Source organism: Maribellus comscasis (assembly GCF_009762775.1).
Lineage (GTDB): Bacteria > Bacteroidota > Bacteroidia > Bacteroidales > Prolixibacteraceae > Draconibacterium > Draconibacterium comscasis.
This window is the reverse complement of sequence record NZ_CP046401.1, coordinates 1,988,251-2,005,537: the sequence shown is the minus strand read 5'-3', so window position 1 is coordinate 2,005,537 and position 17,287 is coordinate 1,988,251. Positions and strand designations below refer to the sequence as shown.

Here is a 17,287-nt window from a genome sequence, read left to right as displayed (position 1 = left end):
TTACCTTGCGGCTTTTAAACCTTCAGTAGTCGTATAATATTTTACAATCATATTGGGTACTTCCCATTCCGGTAATTTCCCGTCAATAAGATACTGCAAATATTTTTCAGTAACCTGGCCAAAATGTGCTTCGTGGCCCACTTTGAATTTGGCAGGAATATTTAATTTCCAAGTTGTGTCGGTAAGTTTTTCCAACTCAATGCCGGAATAATTTGATGTTAATCCCTGTACCGCATTGTACAAATAACCGGCAAATTCTTTGATGTCAACATCCGGACTTGCTTCAATATAAAGTTGAGGTTTGTAGCCTTCTTCTTCTCCCTGTTTGATAATCAGGTTACACTTTGTTCCACGCATAATCGAATAGTGTGTGTCTCCGGCGCCTTCAGGTGCCTGGAAATTCCAGATTACAGAGGCTTTGGCGTGGATGCCCTTTAAAGTATAGTTTATCTCTCCATTGCTGTAAACCTTTAATACACCGTCTTCAACATCTTTTTGCAGATAATCGGGATATTCTGTTAATTTGGTAACTTTTTCAAACATTTCGGGTGTGAGGTCTGTGGTCCATCGTTTTGCAGACAATACATTTACATCCGATTTACTCAAAATTACTTCCGGAAAAGCTTCCCACTGGATGAGGTCAACGAGGTGTGTCGTTACGTCAACGATTCCTTCGCCCTGTTGTTTTGTATCGAAAAACCAGGCCGGACGTTTTAATGCACTTCCTGAAACATATTTAAAAAAGTGATGAACACTTTCTTTTGTTATTGCCGGTTCTTCTTCAGTTCCGCTTTGTAATGTTCCAAAAACCTCAGGAATATGTGCAAGTTCGCGTTGCAGCATGGTCGTTATTTCATGACGTTCAGTCATTATATCGTATAAAAGAACACCTTTTTCTTCGGCAACTTTGAACGCCCTCTCCAGGGTTGGGAATTCCTCAGGGGAAATAATCATTGGTTTATCTGCCAGAACATTAATTCCTGCTTCAATGGTTTTTAAAATGTATTCTGTTTTTTTTGCGTTGTTCCCCGCTGTTACCATAACATTCCCTGGTTTTTCTTCCAGCATTTTTTCCAGAAAGTCAGCTCCGGTATATACTTTTTCCTCCCAGGCAGTCGGATTCTCTGCACGAGTGTTGTAACTGTTTATCAAAGCCAGGTGTCCCTGAACATCGGGTCCGTCAGGTGCATACACATAAACAGTTGGATCAACTTGCTCATACATGTTTTTCTGAACCAGCGCTGCATGGAAATGTCCCGGATCCAGCGTCATAATTTTAACTTCTCCTTTTGCTCCTGTAAACATGGGTTTTACTTCTTCGGTTTCTGTTGATTTATTGCCACCTGAACATGCCGAAAGAAATGCGGCAGCAAGTGCAATTATCGGTAATTTTTTCATTGTGAATAGAATTTTAAGTAGTTTCCGTGTACGTACACACAAAAGTACAATTTTATTTCATTTTGTTGTCAATTGTATGTTTTCTTCTGTGGATTGAGCTTTAAATTGTTGGAAGTCGGTTTAATCTTCTATCGTATATTTTATACTGGTATCGTAATTTGTGTAATGGATGTATTTTTTGTTTTCCATCCACAAAACTACAGTTTTTGCACTCTCAGGCAGATAGCGCGGCACATAAGGCCGAACATTGTCGTACTCTGAGTTTTTGGTAATCGGAGTAATATCCCATGTTTTTCCCTGGTCATTGGTGCTGTACTTTTCAATTTCAAAAATATCGTTTACTTCCCGCGACAGGTAGACATCATTTGGATTTTGAGGGTTAAATGTCATATTTCCCATGTAGTGAGGTTCACGTTCAACCTCTCCTTCCTGTGTTTGCGGAAACCATTTTCCGGCTTTACAAAGTTCAACATCTTCCCAATTTTGTGAACCCGAATTGTACCATGCATAATGGTACCGGTGGTCTGTTTCTTCCGGATGGCGCGAATATAAGATGTATGGTACTCCATTTTTTTCAACGACATCAGCAATCCATGCCCGACCGGTTTCGGTGCTTGCCTGGTAAACAAGAGAGCCGTCTTCAACGTCAAAGGGAAGCTCAGAAAGGGTACAGATTTTTGTTCCGTCGGCTTTCCAAAATGCCCCGTTTTCGTAATAACAGTAATAAACAGAATTAAATTCTTCATTCCGGGGATGCCCGTTGGTGTAAATCATATGAATTTTTGAATCGCCATTGGAATAATATTTCGCGTACGGACGGTTATTGGGGTCAAACGGTTCGTTGCTTACAACCACATATTGCTGATCCCAGGTTTTTCCATTGTCGCCTGAAATTATAAGGTTGGGTTTGTAACCTATCCACCGGCCAAATGAAAACAGATTACTGTCTTCAGCTTTTAAAACATACGGGTTGGCGTAGGTGTATGTCTCACGGGGAAAATTCTCAAGGAGCTCGTCAGTTACAGGTTTAAAAACAACGTTTTCGTCAAATGAATGAACATCGGAACCGTTGGTTGTTGTATTTGAAATTACACCTTTTTTTGTGGAATGCCACGCGTACATGGTAATGATGTTCCCGTTGGATAAAACAGCAAATCCCGGATTGTCATGGTCGTCGACCTCCATTTTCGGATTTATATTTTCAAATTCTTTTTCACCTGTTTCAATATTTAATGAAGCGGTTTCAATCGAACCATCCTTTTTCACCCACCCGGTTACAATTTTATCCTCCGAATAATAAATGGCGCGCGGATCGGAAAACCAACACCAGGCACCATCGTCGGTTAATGTTGAAATAGTATCTTTTGCAACTGATTTTGTTTCTTCTTTTGCGTTTTTATTTGAGTTGCAAGCTGAAAAGCTAGCTCCCAAAGCAAATAAAATTATCTGCAATACGGGAAACCTAAGTTTTTTTGTTCTGTTCATTACTTTGTTTTTATCGATCGTTAATTAAATGAAAACGTCATAAATATATAAAATCAGCATGTTTTTTTGCCGTCAATATCTTTAAAGTCGATCTTGTATTTTTCGCCGTTACTTAGTGTAATTTGAGCGCCCAGTGGAGAAAACTCAGAAGTAATGTCCATGATTTCAATATCTTTAATGGGTGACAATTCTTCCTCTGTCCATTCACTGTTGTCCGTTTTGTGCAGCATTGCCGAAATCATCAGTTCCATTGGCGGATTCTTTTGCAACCGCTTTTTGTACGCATAAATGACAGTACTTGTACCCGCCTCAGCGTTTCGGTTATTATGAACCAGGTTATCAATCTTGTCCCAACCATTATAGGTTATCAAAGCAATCTGTCTTCCTTTTATGGAGGCAGTTATCACTTTTTTCGTCCCGTTTCCGAATTGATTAACAATGGCTTTTTCCCCGTTTAAATGAGGAAGTCCAAAATGTCCAAGTATCAGTTCGTATTCAAATGCCAGACGCGAACGGTCTGCCCGAATTACTCCCCCCGGGATGGTTATTTCTGCCAGATCAATAATGTATCCAACCCCGTTATTTGGCGGGCGCCGCATGATAGCCTGCCGGTACAGAACATTTTTCCGAACACCGTTAAAAAGCATGTTTTGCGAAATGGTGTATTTCTGGTTTTTGTCTGAATCGTTTTGAACGGTCAAGCCGGTTAAATAAAAATTGATGTCGTCGCCTCTTACATCCCGTGGGTCCTGGCTGCGGAAACTGTATTCCATTGAAGTTCCACCGTTTGGATTGTGATCTTCCCACGGGAAATGTGTATTGTAAGCTAGCTTTGAATAATTGGGATCGTCATAATATACTTTACCGGGGATAATCTCAGAAGTCCCTGTTTTTCCATGATTTACCAGAACCAGCCCCGGGCTTTCCAAAACTGTTCTTTTGGAATCATTCCCAAGTTTTTCCCACGTCCCGTCATTTTCTTTGGCAGTCCAAAAGGGTGAATCATCAGGCAATGAAAGACAAATAAAGGGGAGAAACATTAAAAACGGGCTGGCAGCACAACTGTAATTCTGAATCATATACTCCTTTTGCCCGTAAAACCCAAGGCTTGGAATATCGTTATAATAAAATTCTTCCTTGGTAACAAACTGAAGGAGCGAACCGGAACAGAGTCTGCGCGCCCAGCCGGCATCTAATAAAGATTGTTTTTTTAACATAAAAGCAACCGGAAATGCTCCTGAAACCCAGGTTCGGTAGCAAATGCTCCGCGACCACATATTAATATATCCGTCCCGACCAAAAAAGCTGGTGAGCGATTCCATTAGTTTTTGAGCCGATTTCTCAATAATTGATGCGATTTCAGGGTAATGTTCGTCACCAAAAGTGCGGTTCCAAATGGTTGTATAAACAATAAAAAGACTAATTGAGTAGTAATTGTATGTTTGTTCGAGGTACCAGCCATCGCCTGAGTGATAGGAGGCCACCCATAAGAGATGACTTTTTAGTAATCCATCATCAATTTCGTAGCCGTATTTTTTAAGGAAAGAAAGCGTGATAATGTTAAAGATCCGCCAGTTATTCTGCGTTGTCCTGTGGTGGGCCCATTTGGAAATACATTCCACCATTTCCTCTTTTTCTTTTTCCGAATATTGCGTCCAAATGGTTTCCGGCATCAAAAGCAGTGTTTTAAAAAGGCCGCCAAATTCGCAAATGAATTGGTAGTTGGAATCGGGCAAATCCTCGGGTAGCGGCAGCGAATTAGGATGTCCGGGAGTAAATGCATTATAAATTTGAAGTTTGTAATAATCCCGAAGTTTGATGTTGTTAATTGTAATTTCCGGGTTGACATGTATCAGCGGGCCTGCCAGAGTAAACGTTCTTTCCAGCGCTTCAAATTCGGCAGATCTATATCTCCAGTCCGGTGCATTCGGCTGTGGATAGCTTTTACCCGGAACCGTTGGGAACGACAAAGGTGTATGTATTGAATCGACATTTTTAAAAGCCCTTTCCAAAAGATATATGGCCAGTTCGATATAATGTTGCTTTGTCATTCCGGTTAACGGACTTAACTCAAAATCAGGATTCTTAATTTCAAATGCGTTTTTCATTGATTGCCGGATTAGTGTTCTTTTATTTATTTAACAGTTCTGACTTTAATATAGTCTATTTTCTTTGAGAACAAACAATTACTTAATAATTATTTACAGGGAGTTAGTTAGGCGCAGATAAGTCTTTTTTCAGTTTTGAATTCGAATCTGCCTAATCGCCGATAGCAAAACGGAAGAATTATAGGAATGGTTTGGAATAAAAAGAAAAAGCGCTACCCGAAAAAAGGCAGCGCTTTTTATCTAAATCTAACTAAACTAACTATATTATTTTTTTCTAAAGGTCCTAAAGATTATTAATATCCTGGATTTTGCTCAAATTCAGCATCTATATTAAGATCGATTTGAGTCTGTGGGATAGGCAACAGAACATGGTAGTCTTTTGCATTAAGCCCCGGGAATTTAGGATTGTTATTGTATTTTAGAATCCTTTCGATTAGTTTTCCGGTACGTCGCAAAGTTATTTGTCTTTGTTCTTCACCCCAAAGTTCCCTGATACGTTCGTCGAGCATATAATCAATGGTTGCCTCATCGGCTGTAATAGGTGTTGCATTTGAACGTTCGCGAATTACGTTAATATCGTCTGCTGCTTTGCCTGTCTGTCCCAGGTTAATATAAGCTTCAGCACGTAACAAATACGTTTCGGCCAATCGTAATGCATACTGATCTTTGTGGTTGTAACCACCGCCCGAGCGATCAGGACTGGTAAAATGGTTACACGGATCGGCAAATTTCATAAAATACGGGAAAATATACTGGCAGGTATCTTTAATTGGATCCCTTCCGGCATCGGCAGGATAAAGGCTAAAGTCAACTGCCTGTCCGTAATAGGCAGATGCAGGGTTGTCCCAATAGAATTTACGTTTTATCATATGTTTTGCATTTCTATAGTCGTTGTCCCAATCGCTTTTCCAAATGGCATTCGCAGCGTGATATGTAGGCCTAATCCAGGCAACGGGTCGGCCAAGAGTATCAGAATATCCTGTATATTTTCCGTTGTAGTACTCTCCTAAAAATGCCTGATAACCGTCGGGGGTATTTCCCATTCTGAAATAAGCACAGCCAAACCCCCTTTCACCAAGATTGTTAGAACCTCCTTCAACCAGGGGTTCGTATTGGTCAACCCAAATTGCTTCGGTGTTTGCATCAAGATTATGGTTTCCATAAGCGTGCAGGTCAAGATATACATCGCCACTTCCAAAAACATCAACAGTACTTCCAAAACGTTCGGTCATAATTGCATAACCGTAATCGTCTATTACATGGGTACAAGCTTCTACAGCCTCCTGGTTTTTCCCTTGTGCCACATAGGCTTCAGCTAAAAAGTGCCATGCTGCTCCCTGGGTAATCCTACCCGGATCTTCTTCTTCACCACGCACAGGAAGGTGTGTTGTCCCGTATGACAAGTCGCTTTCCATGGTAGCGTATACTTCAGAAACAGAGTTTCTTATAAAATCGGTTTTTGGTGCACTTATCACTTCTGTAACAATAGGAACAGAACCAAAACACGATACAAGTTCACGATATGCATAAGCCCTGAAAAACATAGCCTCGGCTTTGTATGCATTCATCTGGTCTTCACTCTCCCATATTTCCGGATCTGATTCCTCGATTGCTGCAATTAATACATTGGCATTTTGTATCAGTTTATAGTTACGTGTCCAGCTGTCACGACTGACATAATTGGTAGAAGTAAAGAAGGAGACAAAATCGCAGGGGAATTTGGTACTGGCCGGATCTTCACCATGGTACGCTATATCCGTACTCACTCCTCTTCTCCATGCAAAACATTCCTGAGATGCTGCATCTTTGAACAGGTAATTACGGGCATAGGCGTGAAGCCCCGAAATACCTTGTCGTGCCCCGGCTACACTGCTGTATGCATTTTTAGGTGCCAGAAAATCCAGTGGTGTCTCTTCCAGTATTTCATCTTCATTGCAGGAGATGCCTATCAATGGAATAATCAATACCGCTAAAATGTATGTTCTGATTATTCTAAATATTTTTTGTTTCATCTTATTTCTAATTTAAATTTTTAATCTATTTAACTGATTATAACGAAATTTTTACTCCTACAGTGATATTTCGCATTAATGGCGTATTACTGGTACCTGTTTCAGGATCCCAACCCGACCATTTTGTCCAGGTATATAAATTTTTCCCTGAAACATATACTTGTAAATTATTTATTTTCAGTCGGTTTAATACTGAATCATTGAATTTGTATGCCAGAGAAATATCCTGAAGCCGGATAAATCCCCTGCTTTGATAAATTCCACTTGACACAGCCGGTGAGTTGTAAATACCCGTTGCATTGTTTACTCCGTTATCGGGAGTCCAGTATTGACGCACTGCCGACATGTTTGTGCGATATACATCGTCTGACCTCCACTTCGTGTTAAGAACACCAGCGTTGTCCATTATGTAATAGCCATTTCCGCCACATATTGCGTTAAGCAGAAAGTTTAAACTGAAATTTTTGTACGACAATGAGTTGTTGATACTGAAGCGGAAGTTTGGATCTTCGTAACCAATTACCTTCCTGTCGTTTGTTGGATCAATTACTCCATCTTCATTCTGATCGACATATTTAAACTGACCAGGATACCAGCCGTCGAGGATTTGCCCGCTATAGAGTTCTTCTTCAGTCCAGAGACCTCCGGCCATTTCATAGTCATATTGAGCACTTATTGATTCACCTACAAACCATTCGTTTCCAATATCAGCATCGTTTTCATCGCCATAAAGTTTTGTAATTTCATTTCGGTTTAAACTAAAAGTAAAGTTTGAAGACCATCTAAAATCACTTTGTTCCATATTAATGGTGTTCAACATGATTTCAATCCCTTTATTGTTAATCCCACCAATATTTGTGTAGACGTTGTCATATCCTGCTGTTGCAGGAAGTGCCCTTTGTACGAGTACATCGGTTGTATTAGCATTGTATAAATCCAACGATCCGGAAATTCTTTGATTCAGAAATGCAAAATCGACACCCATATTCAGCGAGGCTGTCTTTTCCCATTTAAGGTCGTCGTTACCCAGACTTCCGCTTGGATAAAGACCTATACTTGTTTCAGCGTCATAAATGTACGACAGTGTAGTCATCGTTGAGAAACTTTTATAGCGTCCCAATCCCTGGTTTCCGTTTATACCGTAAGATACACGTAATTTCATATATGGAAAACTGCTACCAACAAAATCCTCCTCAGAGAGAACCCAGCCTAAAGATAGCGATGGGAAGTTTGCAAATTTATTGTTTGCGCCAAAACCTGAATATCCATCGCGGCGTACAGTACCTGTAAGGTAGTAACGGTTTTTATACGAGTAACTAAGTCTTCCCATGTAAGATATTCCGTCTTCTTCCCATGCTGATGTGGATACAGTAGAAAGTGTCCCTAAGCCAAGTCCGTTGTAGCTAAGCTGCTGGTTTTCAAATCCTGATGCCGACAGGGTAGAGGCATTTGCACCCGAATGTTCGCGACTGTAAAGGAAAGTTGCATTTACGTTGTGGTCGCCAAAATCGCGCAGATAGGTAAGTATGTTGTTCTGAATCCAGCTTCTTTCTTCATAATGGTATTTACTGCCGGCGCCATTGTTGCCTGCTCCGTCGTAGTGGGTCACCGGGAAGAACGTAAAATTGTTTCGCGTGTAATAGGTGTTCGAGTAATTAATATCAAAACTTAATCCTTTTATCCATGGAATTTTAATGTTTGCACTACCCACCATAAACAGGTTATTCCTGAGGTCGCTGTTATCGGCGTAAAGATGAATCAATGGGTATGGCATGTACGCTTCGCCGGTTAAGTACATATCATAATCTGGTTGACCAATATGATTGTTAGCCAGAGGGCTACAATTTCTTGCGTCCGAGAGAATAGTATTGTCATCGAGATCTGCAGATAATCCGGAATAGTCGCGATAAGAATAGGCTGAATTTAATCCTACTTTAAGCCAGTCTGTAATTGTGCTTTCAATATTTGATCGTACTGTAAATCTCGAGAATTTATCATTTACCAGTATTCCCTCCTCATTTGCATAAGAACCAGATACATAATAGTTTGTTCTCCCTGTATTGCCCGAATAGCTTAAATTGTAGCTTTGTATTGGTGCAATTTGAGTGACTTCGTCAACCCAGTCAATTTCGTTCCCTGCAAGGTAATTGTCCCTTTCTTCCTGGGTGCGAAGTGTTGAAGCAACAACTTCGCGGTTGGTTATATCCGGCCTTACCGGTTTGCCCGCATCGCTTGTAGGATTGGTAGCATACCAGGTGTACAAATCTTGCTGATAGTAATAATCGGTAAGACGAATGGCATACTGTTCTGCATTCATCACCTTCATCGGTGTGTTGGTCATATCCTGAAAACCATAGTACATACTAAACTCTACCTGTGGCTTCTCAGTCGTTCCTGATTTGGTAGTAATCAGAACTACACCGTTTGCAGAACGTGATCCGTAAACGGCTGCAGCACTGGCATCCTTTAGTATATCAATCGATTCAACATCGCTAACGTTAATGTCGGCGATGTCGCCATTGTAAATAATACCGTCGAGTACAATTAAAGGCCTATCAGAAGCAGATAAAGAAGTTTGCCCCCTTACTGAGAAATCAGGTTCTCCACCTGCTGCTCCTGTTTGCTGAACGTTAATCCCAGCTGATGCCCCCGATAAAGATTGTAAAATGTTTAAGTCAGCCTGAAGTGCCTTATCTTCCATCGATACTCTGGCCACCGAACCTGTCAGGTCGCTTTTCCGCATTGTACCGTATCCAACTGCGATGACCTCTCCAAGGCCGATGACATCAGGCTCCAAATCAATACCTATATTGGATTGATTACCAATTTCAACTTCCTGTGTTTTCATTCCAATAAAAGAAAACACAAGAGTAGTTGCATCGTCGGGAACTGAAAGGTTGTAATTACCGTCGACATCGGTGACGGATCCGATCGTACTTCCTTTAACAAAAACAGTAACACCTGGTAAGGGTACACCCTCAGATGTAACTGTTCCTGAAATTTCTTTTTGTGCCATTGCACTACCAATGGTAACAAAAAGTACCATTAATAAAGTTAATAGTTTTTGCATAAATAGAGATTTTTATAGATTATAAGAATAACAAAAGGACCTCTGTCCAATTGTTTGAAATAACTAAATTATAAAAATGTTAAGTGTAGAATCGAGATTTTTGGTATGTCATGTTAAATTTGTTTAAGTTAGTTTTTTAGCTATGAATATTTCTTATTTTGAATTTTTGAAATTAAGTGTTTCAAAAACATCAATTAGAAAGTATGAAATAAAAGTAAATGAATTTTAATTTATAACCTTGACTAAATTTGACAAAGTTTGATACTTTTTTTGCATGCCTGCATGTCAGAAAACATACAAACTTAAGTGACTTGCATTCAACTATCTTTAACTATATATTTTAAGGTATAATTTATTCCAATAAAATTGGTTTATTATCTGGTTAAAAATTAAAACCCTGCAATTTTATCGCGGATACTTTAGCTTCTATAAAATCTTAGATATAATAAGGTCCGAAGATAAAAGACCGAAAAAAACCACTTCCGACTTCCGTCTTCTGACCAGGTATGTTTTGTTCTTTCGAATTTCATTTGCAATCTATAAACCGATGCATAATGATTTTTTTTTGACTAAGAATTCCTGCAATCAAATTTATCTTATTATATAATCAGTACCGTAAGGATATCGTTGTGGCCTGCTTAACATAGAGTTTGCTACATCATTATCAACAAATTTTTCTGTTTCCGGATTCCATTTCAAAACTCCGGGAATCTTCATCGCAATGTGGCTAACCAAACAAACAGAACATGCTCTGTGTCCGATCTCAACCGGGGAAATGGGTTGTTTTCTCGATTGAACACAATCCAGCCAGTTGCCGTGTTGTTCTTCACTTACGTACAGTTTAACTTCGTTGTCGCCAATTTTCGATTTTAAAATATCTTCACTACTGGCATCCAACGCTTTTGTTGAACCCTCCGGAATTGGGTCACTGGCCGTAGCACGATAAGCTCCGCGAGTAACAAAGATCCAGCCGTCGGTTCCTTCATATCTGATTCCGTTTGGGAAACCACCACTTGTGTATACCGTAATGCCGTTTTTATATTCGTGTTTTACCATAAAATCACCATGTACATTCCAGCTTCCCGATTTTGGAAACTGGGCTACTGTTTCAACTGAAATGGGACCTGTGAACTCCGTGTCCATTCCCCATGCAGCTGAATCGTAGTGATGTTGTCCCCAACCAGTTATCATTCCGGCACCATAATTTTCATGACGTAACCAGCCCGGACGATCATATCCTTTTTGCGGGTGAACCAGGTTTTCTGTGTAAGATATTTCAGGTGTTGAGCCCAGCCACATATCAAAATTCAGACTTTTCGGAACCGGCATTTCCTCAAAAAGTGGCCCGGAAGGATCGCCGGGAAGCCCTATCTTGACGGTATGAACTTTCCCGATGCGGCCGTTTCTTACCAGTTCAGCTGCTCTTCTGAACTGCGCAGATGAGCGTTGCTGCGTACCTACTTGAAGTATCACACCTTGTCTGTGAACGATATCACTCAATAATCGCCCTTCCGTAATGGTTAATGATGTTGGTTTTTGAAGGTAAATATCCTTTCCTGCCAAAGCAGCTTCTATGGCCGGTTGCGAATGCCAGTGGTCGGGCGTGCTGATAACAACCGCGTCAATGTCTTTGTCGAGAAGCATTTCTTTGTAATCGGCATACATTTTTACATCAACCGCGTTGTTGCTTCCGGTTTTTTCATTGTAATGATCTTCTACTAATTTTTTTCCGTCTTCCATCCGCTTGCTGTCAAGGTCGGAAACAGCCATGATTTGCGCCACATCGTGTTGCCATACCCCCGGCATGTCGTGCCCACGCGCAATTCTTCCGCAACCAATCTGCCCAATATTTATTTTGTTGCTCGGTGCATTTTTTCCAAAAACTGATGACGGAACAATCGTCGGAATTATCATTGTTCCGGCAGCTGTTGCAGCCGTTTTTTTTATAAAATTTCTTCTTTTCATGATATTATTTTTTGGTTTAGTAATTATTTCTTTCTAACCGAAGACCGGAGACGGATGATCGGTGATCAATGTCAATTATTTTATGTTGTTTTTAAATGAAATTAGCATATTCATCAATTTAAATGAAGAATCGTAATATGACTGAAATTCTTCATTTGAGATATATTCTCTCATTTTTGCTTTGTACAAACATGTTACAACTTCAGCCAAAGAACGAATGGAATATCCTACAAATCTTTTTTGTTCCGGATTTGATTGACCAATAGAACCTTCTGAAATATTCAGAGCAACAGAATCAGCAGCTCGTCTGATTTGCGAAGACAAATTATAGATTTCTTTGGGTGGGAAATTGTCAGTCAAAGTATTTATTTGTTCACCGAGTTTCATTGCATCCTTCCAAACTACAAGTTTTTCAAATTTGAATTTCATTTTTTTATTTCTTTTGTCACCCTCATCGGTCATCGGTCATCAGTCATCTGTTACCGCTTATCGACCTTCTGTTGTCTCAACCGGTATTATTCTTCTTTAAAACTCTCAAACTCCCCGGCAATATCAGCCTCCAAATGGTCACCGGAATGAACCACCACCCGGTATTTTAAATGTATTTTTTCTCCTTTTTTGAGTGAAATATATTCATCATTTTCGGGCCAGTACATCGGAGTGGGTGAGAAAAATCCGTAATCGCGTGTAAACCACGGTGCAGGATACCAATCGTTTGATGGATGTTGCAAGATGGCCAACCCTTCGGTTTTTCCCATTCTTTCTCCGTAGTAATCCATCCAGGCCGCACGTTTCCCAAACGTTTCTTCTTCGCCTGATTCACCTTCAGAATTCACAAGTGTGCCGCCATTTACAACAGCAATATCCATATCCATTCGGGCACTGAAGAGGGAATGGTTTGTTTTTTGAATCGTAACATCCATCAACATTTCCATTGAAATTTCAAAATCTATCTGATATTTGTCGTCAGCCGGAACTGAAACAGAAATTTTACGTTTGTCTTTGATTGGAGCGTCGGCTCCCGGACGTCTCCAAATACACTCATTTTCGATAACTGCTTTTATTCCTCCTGTTTCCAGCACATCTTCGCGAAGCGAAATTATTTGTCCGCGTTCAAGACCCTCTTGCCAATAATTGCCACCGTTCACGCGGTCGCAACCAAAAAAGAGAGAGCTATGATGGGGATACAACGCATTTCTCATGGAAGTTACATTGGCCTTTGAAGGACCATTCACAGGGAAGAAAAAGGGGTATTTTTCATATTCCGAAACAATGTAACTCGTAATCAGGTTGCCATTTGTTCTGAATTCAATTTTATCTCCCACTTTTTGGGCAGTAACTTTTGATTGAGCGGATGTCACTGAATTGATTAATAAAAAGCTGATAATTAAAAAGGTTTGAGTTTTTATTTTCATTTTTAATAATTGTTGTAATTTCATGTTAATATATTGCCACAGATTCACAGATTATAAAATGACACGGTTTGTGACCAACGAATCCTCCCCAAAATTGACAATTAAGCCCAATTTACATTTTGAAGCTGCAAGATAATTTATGACCCACTTGTAATGATTTTCAACAATACCCTGTTGTGCTTTTGCTTCAAGAATAATTTTGTCGAATACGACAAAATCGGCATAAAAATGATGAGGCAGAATAATATCTTTGTATTCAATTTCATATTTTTTCTCACGTTCATAATGAATTCCTTTTTTTGTGAATTCGTATTCCAGAGCGTCTTTATAAACAATTTCAAGGAAACCCTTACCTAAGGTACGGTGAACCTCCATGCAAATTCCAATTATTTCGTAACTCTCTTTTTGCAACGGATATTTTTTATTATCGTAATGTTGACTCATATTTTTAACTCATAACTTTCAGACGACATTTATTATTCATCTGTGAATCTGTGGCGAAAAGCATATCCACAGATTTATAAATTATTATTTGTTTTAATTTTTGGCATTTTCGCAAAACTACTCCAATACATTTCTGCTGTTTCTGCATCCATTTTTCCATCAAAAACCACTACACGGTATTTTAAAGTGTATTCTTTTTTGGGTTCCAGTTTCCAGTCGTTGTGGCGGATAGGTACAAATTCAAAGTACATGTCGCCCCTGCCACCATTGGCATCGAGCGGCCAAACACGCATAGGTTCGGGGTGCATTCGATTTGAAGGATGACTTAAAAACAATAGTCCGGAACGACCTTCTTCGGTGTCCGATTCTCCTTCCACAATACACCATCTAGCGAAGGAACCATCAGCATCCAAACGGGTTTTGTTGTCTGAAGTCAGTACAGTGCAGTTGTTCTTGTGCCATTTTTTAGTGGCACGGAAACCAATTCCACCACCGTAGCGGTAAGCCTCAAGCAGAATCCCGTTTTCCAACGGGCTGTTTAACGACGTGGTATAGTCGAACATAAAAGTATCTTCACCAAGATTCCAGGCTCTTATATCCAAAATTTCATTCATAGCTACCTGGTCTTCACCTTTGGCACCAAAATAGATGTGCTGCTGAAGTGCCTGAAAGCCACTGTAAATATTTCCTTCTGTTTGAGAAAGAAAACTGGTAAATTTTACTGTACCTTCACCGGAGCCTAAATTCCAGAAATCAACATGGCGGCCATCGATGCTGGTTTTTGTCCAGGGACCCCAAATCCCGTAATGATGATAATGATCGGGCGGCTGTATTCTCGATAAAATCTCACCCCCCGGAGACCATAACGGATGAATAAAACCAGAACGTTTAAATATCGGATCAATTCCATCCGGTGGGAACGTTGTGGCAAAACGGTAATTCAGAATTGGTTTCTCACCGCTTAAAAGATGCAGGTCTTTCTGGTCTTTTTTTAAGACGATTCCCAACTTCAGAAGGGGAATTTTATCCTCCAGCTTTAAAACATATTCTTTTTTAACCTCAGCTTCGGTTGTTCCCTCCAAAAGAAACCAAAGCCGGGCTGAATATCCCAACTCGATCTGGCACGGAACTTCAACTTCTTTTCCGTTCAGAACCTCATACAATACGAGGTTTCCGTCATCGGAATTGTAATTGATTCCGTTTAATGGTAATGAAACCGGGGCGTTGATTCGTTTTTCGAAAGGTTGAACTGAAAACCGCAATAATTCCTGCGCAGTTGTTTGCAGCGATAAACACACACACATCAGGATTATATAGTATTTTATCTTCATTTTTGGTTTAGTTGAATAAAATTACAAGTTACGTATTTCGTTTTCAATCGTTTCTTTAAATATAAGAATATTCTCCGTGGAGACATTTGGAGGCATTCCACCCCCGCACGACCAGATTACCCTGTTTTTATCCCCAAAGTCATTAACCATTTTTATGGTTTCGTCTTTTACCTGTTCCGGTGTTCCTTCAGCTAAAACGTCACGAGGTGGAAGGTTTCCGATTAATGCCACGTCGGGTCCGGCCAGTTCCCTTATTTCTTTCATTGAATGTTCAAAGCTGAAATTAAAAAGTTGTACACCCATTTCTTTTAGGTAAGGTGTTGAGATCAAGCCCTGAGCATCGTTGTGAAAAAAATTGATTTTGGAATTGAAAGCAGTAAATATCTTTTTGATATATGGTACAGCGAACTCTTTGCACTCGTCGTCACCCACAAAACCAACAATATCATCCAAAACTAAAATTCCTTCAATAGAGGGGAATTTCTCCTTTTGGTATTCCAGCCAGTTGACTGTAAATTTTGTAATGGTATCCAACAACTTGTGACTATTTTCCGGATCCATCATCAAGGCCATCAAAAACTCAGTGGTACCCATTAAGAAGGATGCAATATTTAAAGGGCCGCGGGCAATGGCAAATTTTATCTCATGACCCATTTCCTGAATGGGTTTTTGATAATTGACAAGACGCTGAATGATAAAAGGCAAAAGGCCATCGGTTTTTGGATTTGGAACTTTTAAGCTGCCTGTTTCCGAGATATCGCTGATAACTTTGCCTGCATGAGGCAAATTATAGTCGTTCCACACTAGTTTTGCTCCAAATGCCGAAGGTTCCGTACACATGCCAAATTCTGACCAAAATCCAGGCAGGAAAAGGATATCCGGGAAAGCTTCTATTGCCTTTTTATTGGCCTGAAACCATATTTCTTCGGAAGAGTAATATTGTAATATTGATATTCCCGCCCAGCCAGGTAACCACGGACTGTCGATAATAAAACCGGTAACCGGTTTTTCCGGCACATTTCCACTTACTGTCTGTAGCAGTAAATTCCATTGCTCGTCTGTCATAAATTCAGGTTGAAGTTTCAACAAATATAAAGAAAGTAATGCAACTATTCAGCAGTACTTTTTTTGCAAGATGTTGTATTTTCTTTGCAAAATTTAGTATAATTGACTTATGAAGATGATGCACGAACATATTAATTTCCCGGGTAGATGTGCAATCAGGATAAAAAAGCAGGAGGTTTCGCAAATCACTTATCCCTGGCATTTTCATAGTGAATACGAAATTTTTTATGTGGTAGAAGGAAAGGGAACCGGCTTTGTTGCAGATTCCATTGAGCCTTTTGCGACTGGTGATATGGTTATGCTTGGAAGTAATCTCCCTCATTTCTGGAAAAATGACGAAACTTATGAGAGAAGCGATTGTAACGAAAAGCTGAAATATATTATCATCCAATTTCCTTTTGATTTTTTTGATGCTCAAATTTCAACGTATCCCGAATTTCGTCTTATCGGAGAACTATTGAAGCGCTCATCGCGTGGATTGCAGTTCCCACCGGAAGTTTCCAGGCAGTTTTCTTCTTCATTGCTTAAACTTACAGAAGAAAGCGGAATTGAAAGGATTATTTTGTTTTTGGACTTTTTAAACAAGTTGGGGAAAGTTAAAGACTACAACTTATTGGCTGGCGAATATTATCAAAAAGATAATTTTGATTTTGGTAACGATAGATTAACAAGTGTTTTGCATCACATAAGTACCAATTATCTTCAAAAAATTGAACTGGAAAAGGTAGCCGAAATCGCTCATCTCCATCCGTCCGCCTTTTGCAGATTTTTCAGGGAAAAGACCGGAAAATCATTATTTGAATATGTCAACGATATGAGAGTTAGTTATGCTTGTAAATTGATTATTGAACGCACAAAAACAATCTCTCAAGTGTGTTTTGAAGCCGGATTTAATAATCTTTCGAATTTTAACCGGACATTTAAAAAACAAACCGGATATACTCCTTCTGAATACTACCGTGAATTTAATAAAAGGTAAGCCTCTCTTTATCTT

12 protein-coding genes are annotated in these 17,287 nt (G+C 39.7%); 1 reads left to right on the top strand and 11 read right to left on the bottom strand.

Translation table 11 applies throughout. The annotated features are described in order from the left end of the window. From GM418_RS08230 to GM418_RS08180, 11 genes are all read right to left on the bottom strand, one after another. Nucleotides 1-1,398 (bottom strand): putative oxidoreductase C-terminal domain-containing protein, encoded by a 1,398-nt coding sequence (locus tag GM418_RS08230; protein WP_158864980.1) that lies wholly within the window; start codon nucleotides 1,396-1,398, stop codon nucleotides 1-3. A 120-nt stretch (nucleotides 1,399-1,518) separates the two neighbouring features. Continuing rightward, complete coding sequence (locus tag GM418_RS08225) at nucleotides 1,519-2,883, bottom strand: BNR-4 repeat-containing protein (protein ID WP_158864978.1); 1,365 nt, start codon at nucleotides 2,881-2,883, stop codon at nucleotides 1,519-1,521. Nucleotides 2,884-2,936: 53 nt separating this feature from the next. Then, nucleotides 2,937-4,991, bottom strand: a complete 2,055-nt coding sequence (locus GM418_RS08220) for a DUF2264 domain-containing protein (protein WP_158864976.1) — start codon at nucleotides 4,989-4,991, stop codon at nucleotides 2,937-2,939. Between the two features lie 293 nt (nucleotides 4,992-5,284). Continuing rightward, nucleotides 5,285-7,003, bottom strand: coding sequence for a RagB/SusD family nutrient uptake outer membrane protein (locus GM418_RS08215; protein WP_158864974.1), 1,719 nt, complete (start codon nucleotides 7,001-7,003; stop codon nucleotides 5,285-5,287). 37 nt (nucleotides 7,004-7,040) lie between these two features. Further along, the gene (locus GM418_RS08210; RefSeq protein WP_158864972.1) at nucleotides 7,041-10,073 is read right to left on the bottom strand and encodes a SusC/RagA family TonB-linked outer membrane protein; all 3,033 of its coding nucleotides are present in this window, start codon (nucleotides 10,071-10,073) and stop codon (nucleotides 7,041-7,043) included. Nucleotides 10,074-10,664: 591 nt separating this feature from the next. Next, the gene (locus GM418_RS08205) at nucleotides 10,665-12,038 is read right to left on the bottom strand and encodes a Gfo/Idh/MocA family protein (RefSeq protein ID WP_158864970.1); all 1,374 of its coding nucleotides are present in this window, start codon (nucleotides 12,036-12,038) and stop codon (nucleotides 10,665-10,667) included. 75 nt (nucleotides 12,039-12,113) lie between these two features. Further along, on the bottom strand, nucleotides 12,114-12,467 hold the full coding sequence (locus GM418_RS08200; RefSeq protein ID WP_158864968.1) for a four helix bundle protein: 354 nt from the start codon (nucleotides 12,465-12,467) through the stop codon (nucleotides 12,114-12,116). Between the two features lie 86 nt (nucleotides 12,468-12,553). Next, nucleotides 12,554-13,453, bottom strand: coding sequence for a DUF6807 domain-containing protein (locus GM418_RS08195; RefSeq protein ID WP_158864966.1), 900 nt, complete (start codon nucleotides 13,451-13,453; stop codon nucleotides 12,554-12,556). 51 nt (nucleotides 13,454-13,504) lie between these two features. Then, nucleotides 13,505-13,897: a GxxExxY protein gene (locus GM418_RS08190; RefSeq protein ID WP_158864964.1), complete on the bottom strand. Its 393-nt coding sequence runs from the start codon at nucleotides 13,895-13,897 to the stop codon at nucleotides 13,505-13,507. 74 nt (nucleotides 13,898-13,971) lie between these two features. After that, nucleotides 13,972-15,228: a DUF6807 domain-containing protein gene (locus GM418_RS08185; protein WP_246222825.1), complete on the bottom strand. Its 1,257-nt coding sequence runs from the start codon at nucleotides 15,226-15,228 to the stop codon at nucleotides 13,972-13,974. A 21-nt stretch (nucleotides 15,229-15,249) separates the two neighbouring features. Further along, on the bottom strand, nucleotides 15,250-16,293 hold the full coding sequence (locus GM418_RS08180) for a uroporphyrinogen decarboxylase family protein (RefSeq protein WP_158864962.1): 1,044 nt from the start codon (nucleotides 16,291-16,293) through the stop codon (nucleotides 15,250-15,252). A gap of 109 nt (nucleotides 16,294-16,402) precedes the next feature. On the opposite strand from GM418_RS08180, the gene GM418_RS08175 reads away from it, so the two are divergent. Then, nucleotides 16,403-17,272 (top strand): AraC family transcriptional regulator, encoded by an 870-nt coding sequence (locus GM418_RS08175; RefSeq protein ID WP_158864960.1) that lies wholly within the window; start codon nucleotides 16,403-16,405, stop codon nucleotides 17,270-17,272. The last annotated feature ends 15 nt before the right edge of the window (nucleotides 17,273-17,287 follow it).

Bases quoted from the DNA above. Each gene is read 5' to 3' on its own strand.
- GM418_RS08185 (WP_246222825.1), bottom strand. From the start codon at position 15,228: ATGAAGATAAAATACTATATAATCCTGATGTGTGTGTGTTTATCGCTG.
- GM418_RS08195 (WP_158864966.1), bottom strand. From the start codon at position 13,453: ATGAAAATAAAAACTCAAACCTTTTTAATTATCAGCTTTTTATTAATC.
- GM418_RS08210 (WP_158864972.1), bottom strand. From the start codon at position 10,073: ATGCAAAAACTATTAACTTTATTAATGGTACTTTTTGTTACCATTGGT.
- GM418_RS08225 (WP_158864978.1), bottom strand. From the start codon at position 2,883: ATGAACAGAACAAAAAAACTTAGGTTTCCCGTATTGCAGATAATTTTA.
- GM418_RS08220 (WP_158864976.1), bottom strand. From the start codon at position 4,991: ATGAAAAACGCATTTGAAATTAAGAATCCTGATTTTGAGTTAAGTCCG.
- GM418_RS08230 (WP_158864980.1), bottom strand. From the start codon at position 1,398: ATGAAAAAATTACCGATAATTGCACTTGCTGCCGCATTTCTTTCGGCA.
- GM418_RS08205 (WP_158864970.1), bottom strand. From the start codon at position 12,038: ATGAAAAGAAGAAATTTTATAAAAAAAACGGCTGCAACAGCTGCCGGA.
- GM418_RS08180 (WP_158864962.1), bottom strand. From the start codon at position 16,293: ATGACAGACGAGCAATGGAATTTACTGCTACAGACAGTAAGTGGAAAT.
- GM418_RS08190 (WP_158864964.1), bottom strand. From the start codon at position 13,897: ATGAGTCAACATTACGATAATAAAAAATATCCGTTGCAAAAAGAGAGT.
- GM418_RS08175 (WP_158864960.1), top strand. From the start codon at position 16,403: ATGAAGATGATGCACGAACATATTAATTTCCCGGGTAGATGTGCAATC.
- GM418_RS08200 (WP_158864968.1), bottom strand. From the start codon at position 12,467: ATGAAATTCAAATTTGAAAAACTTGTAGTTTGGAAGGATGCAATGAAA.
- GM418_RS08215 (WP_158864974.1), bottom strand. From the start codon at position 7,003: ATGAAACAAAAAATATTTAGAATAATCAGAACATACATTTTAGCGGTA.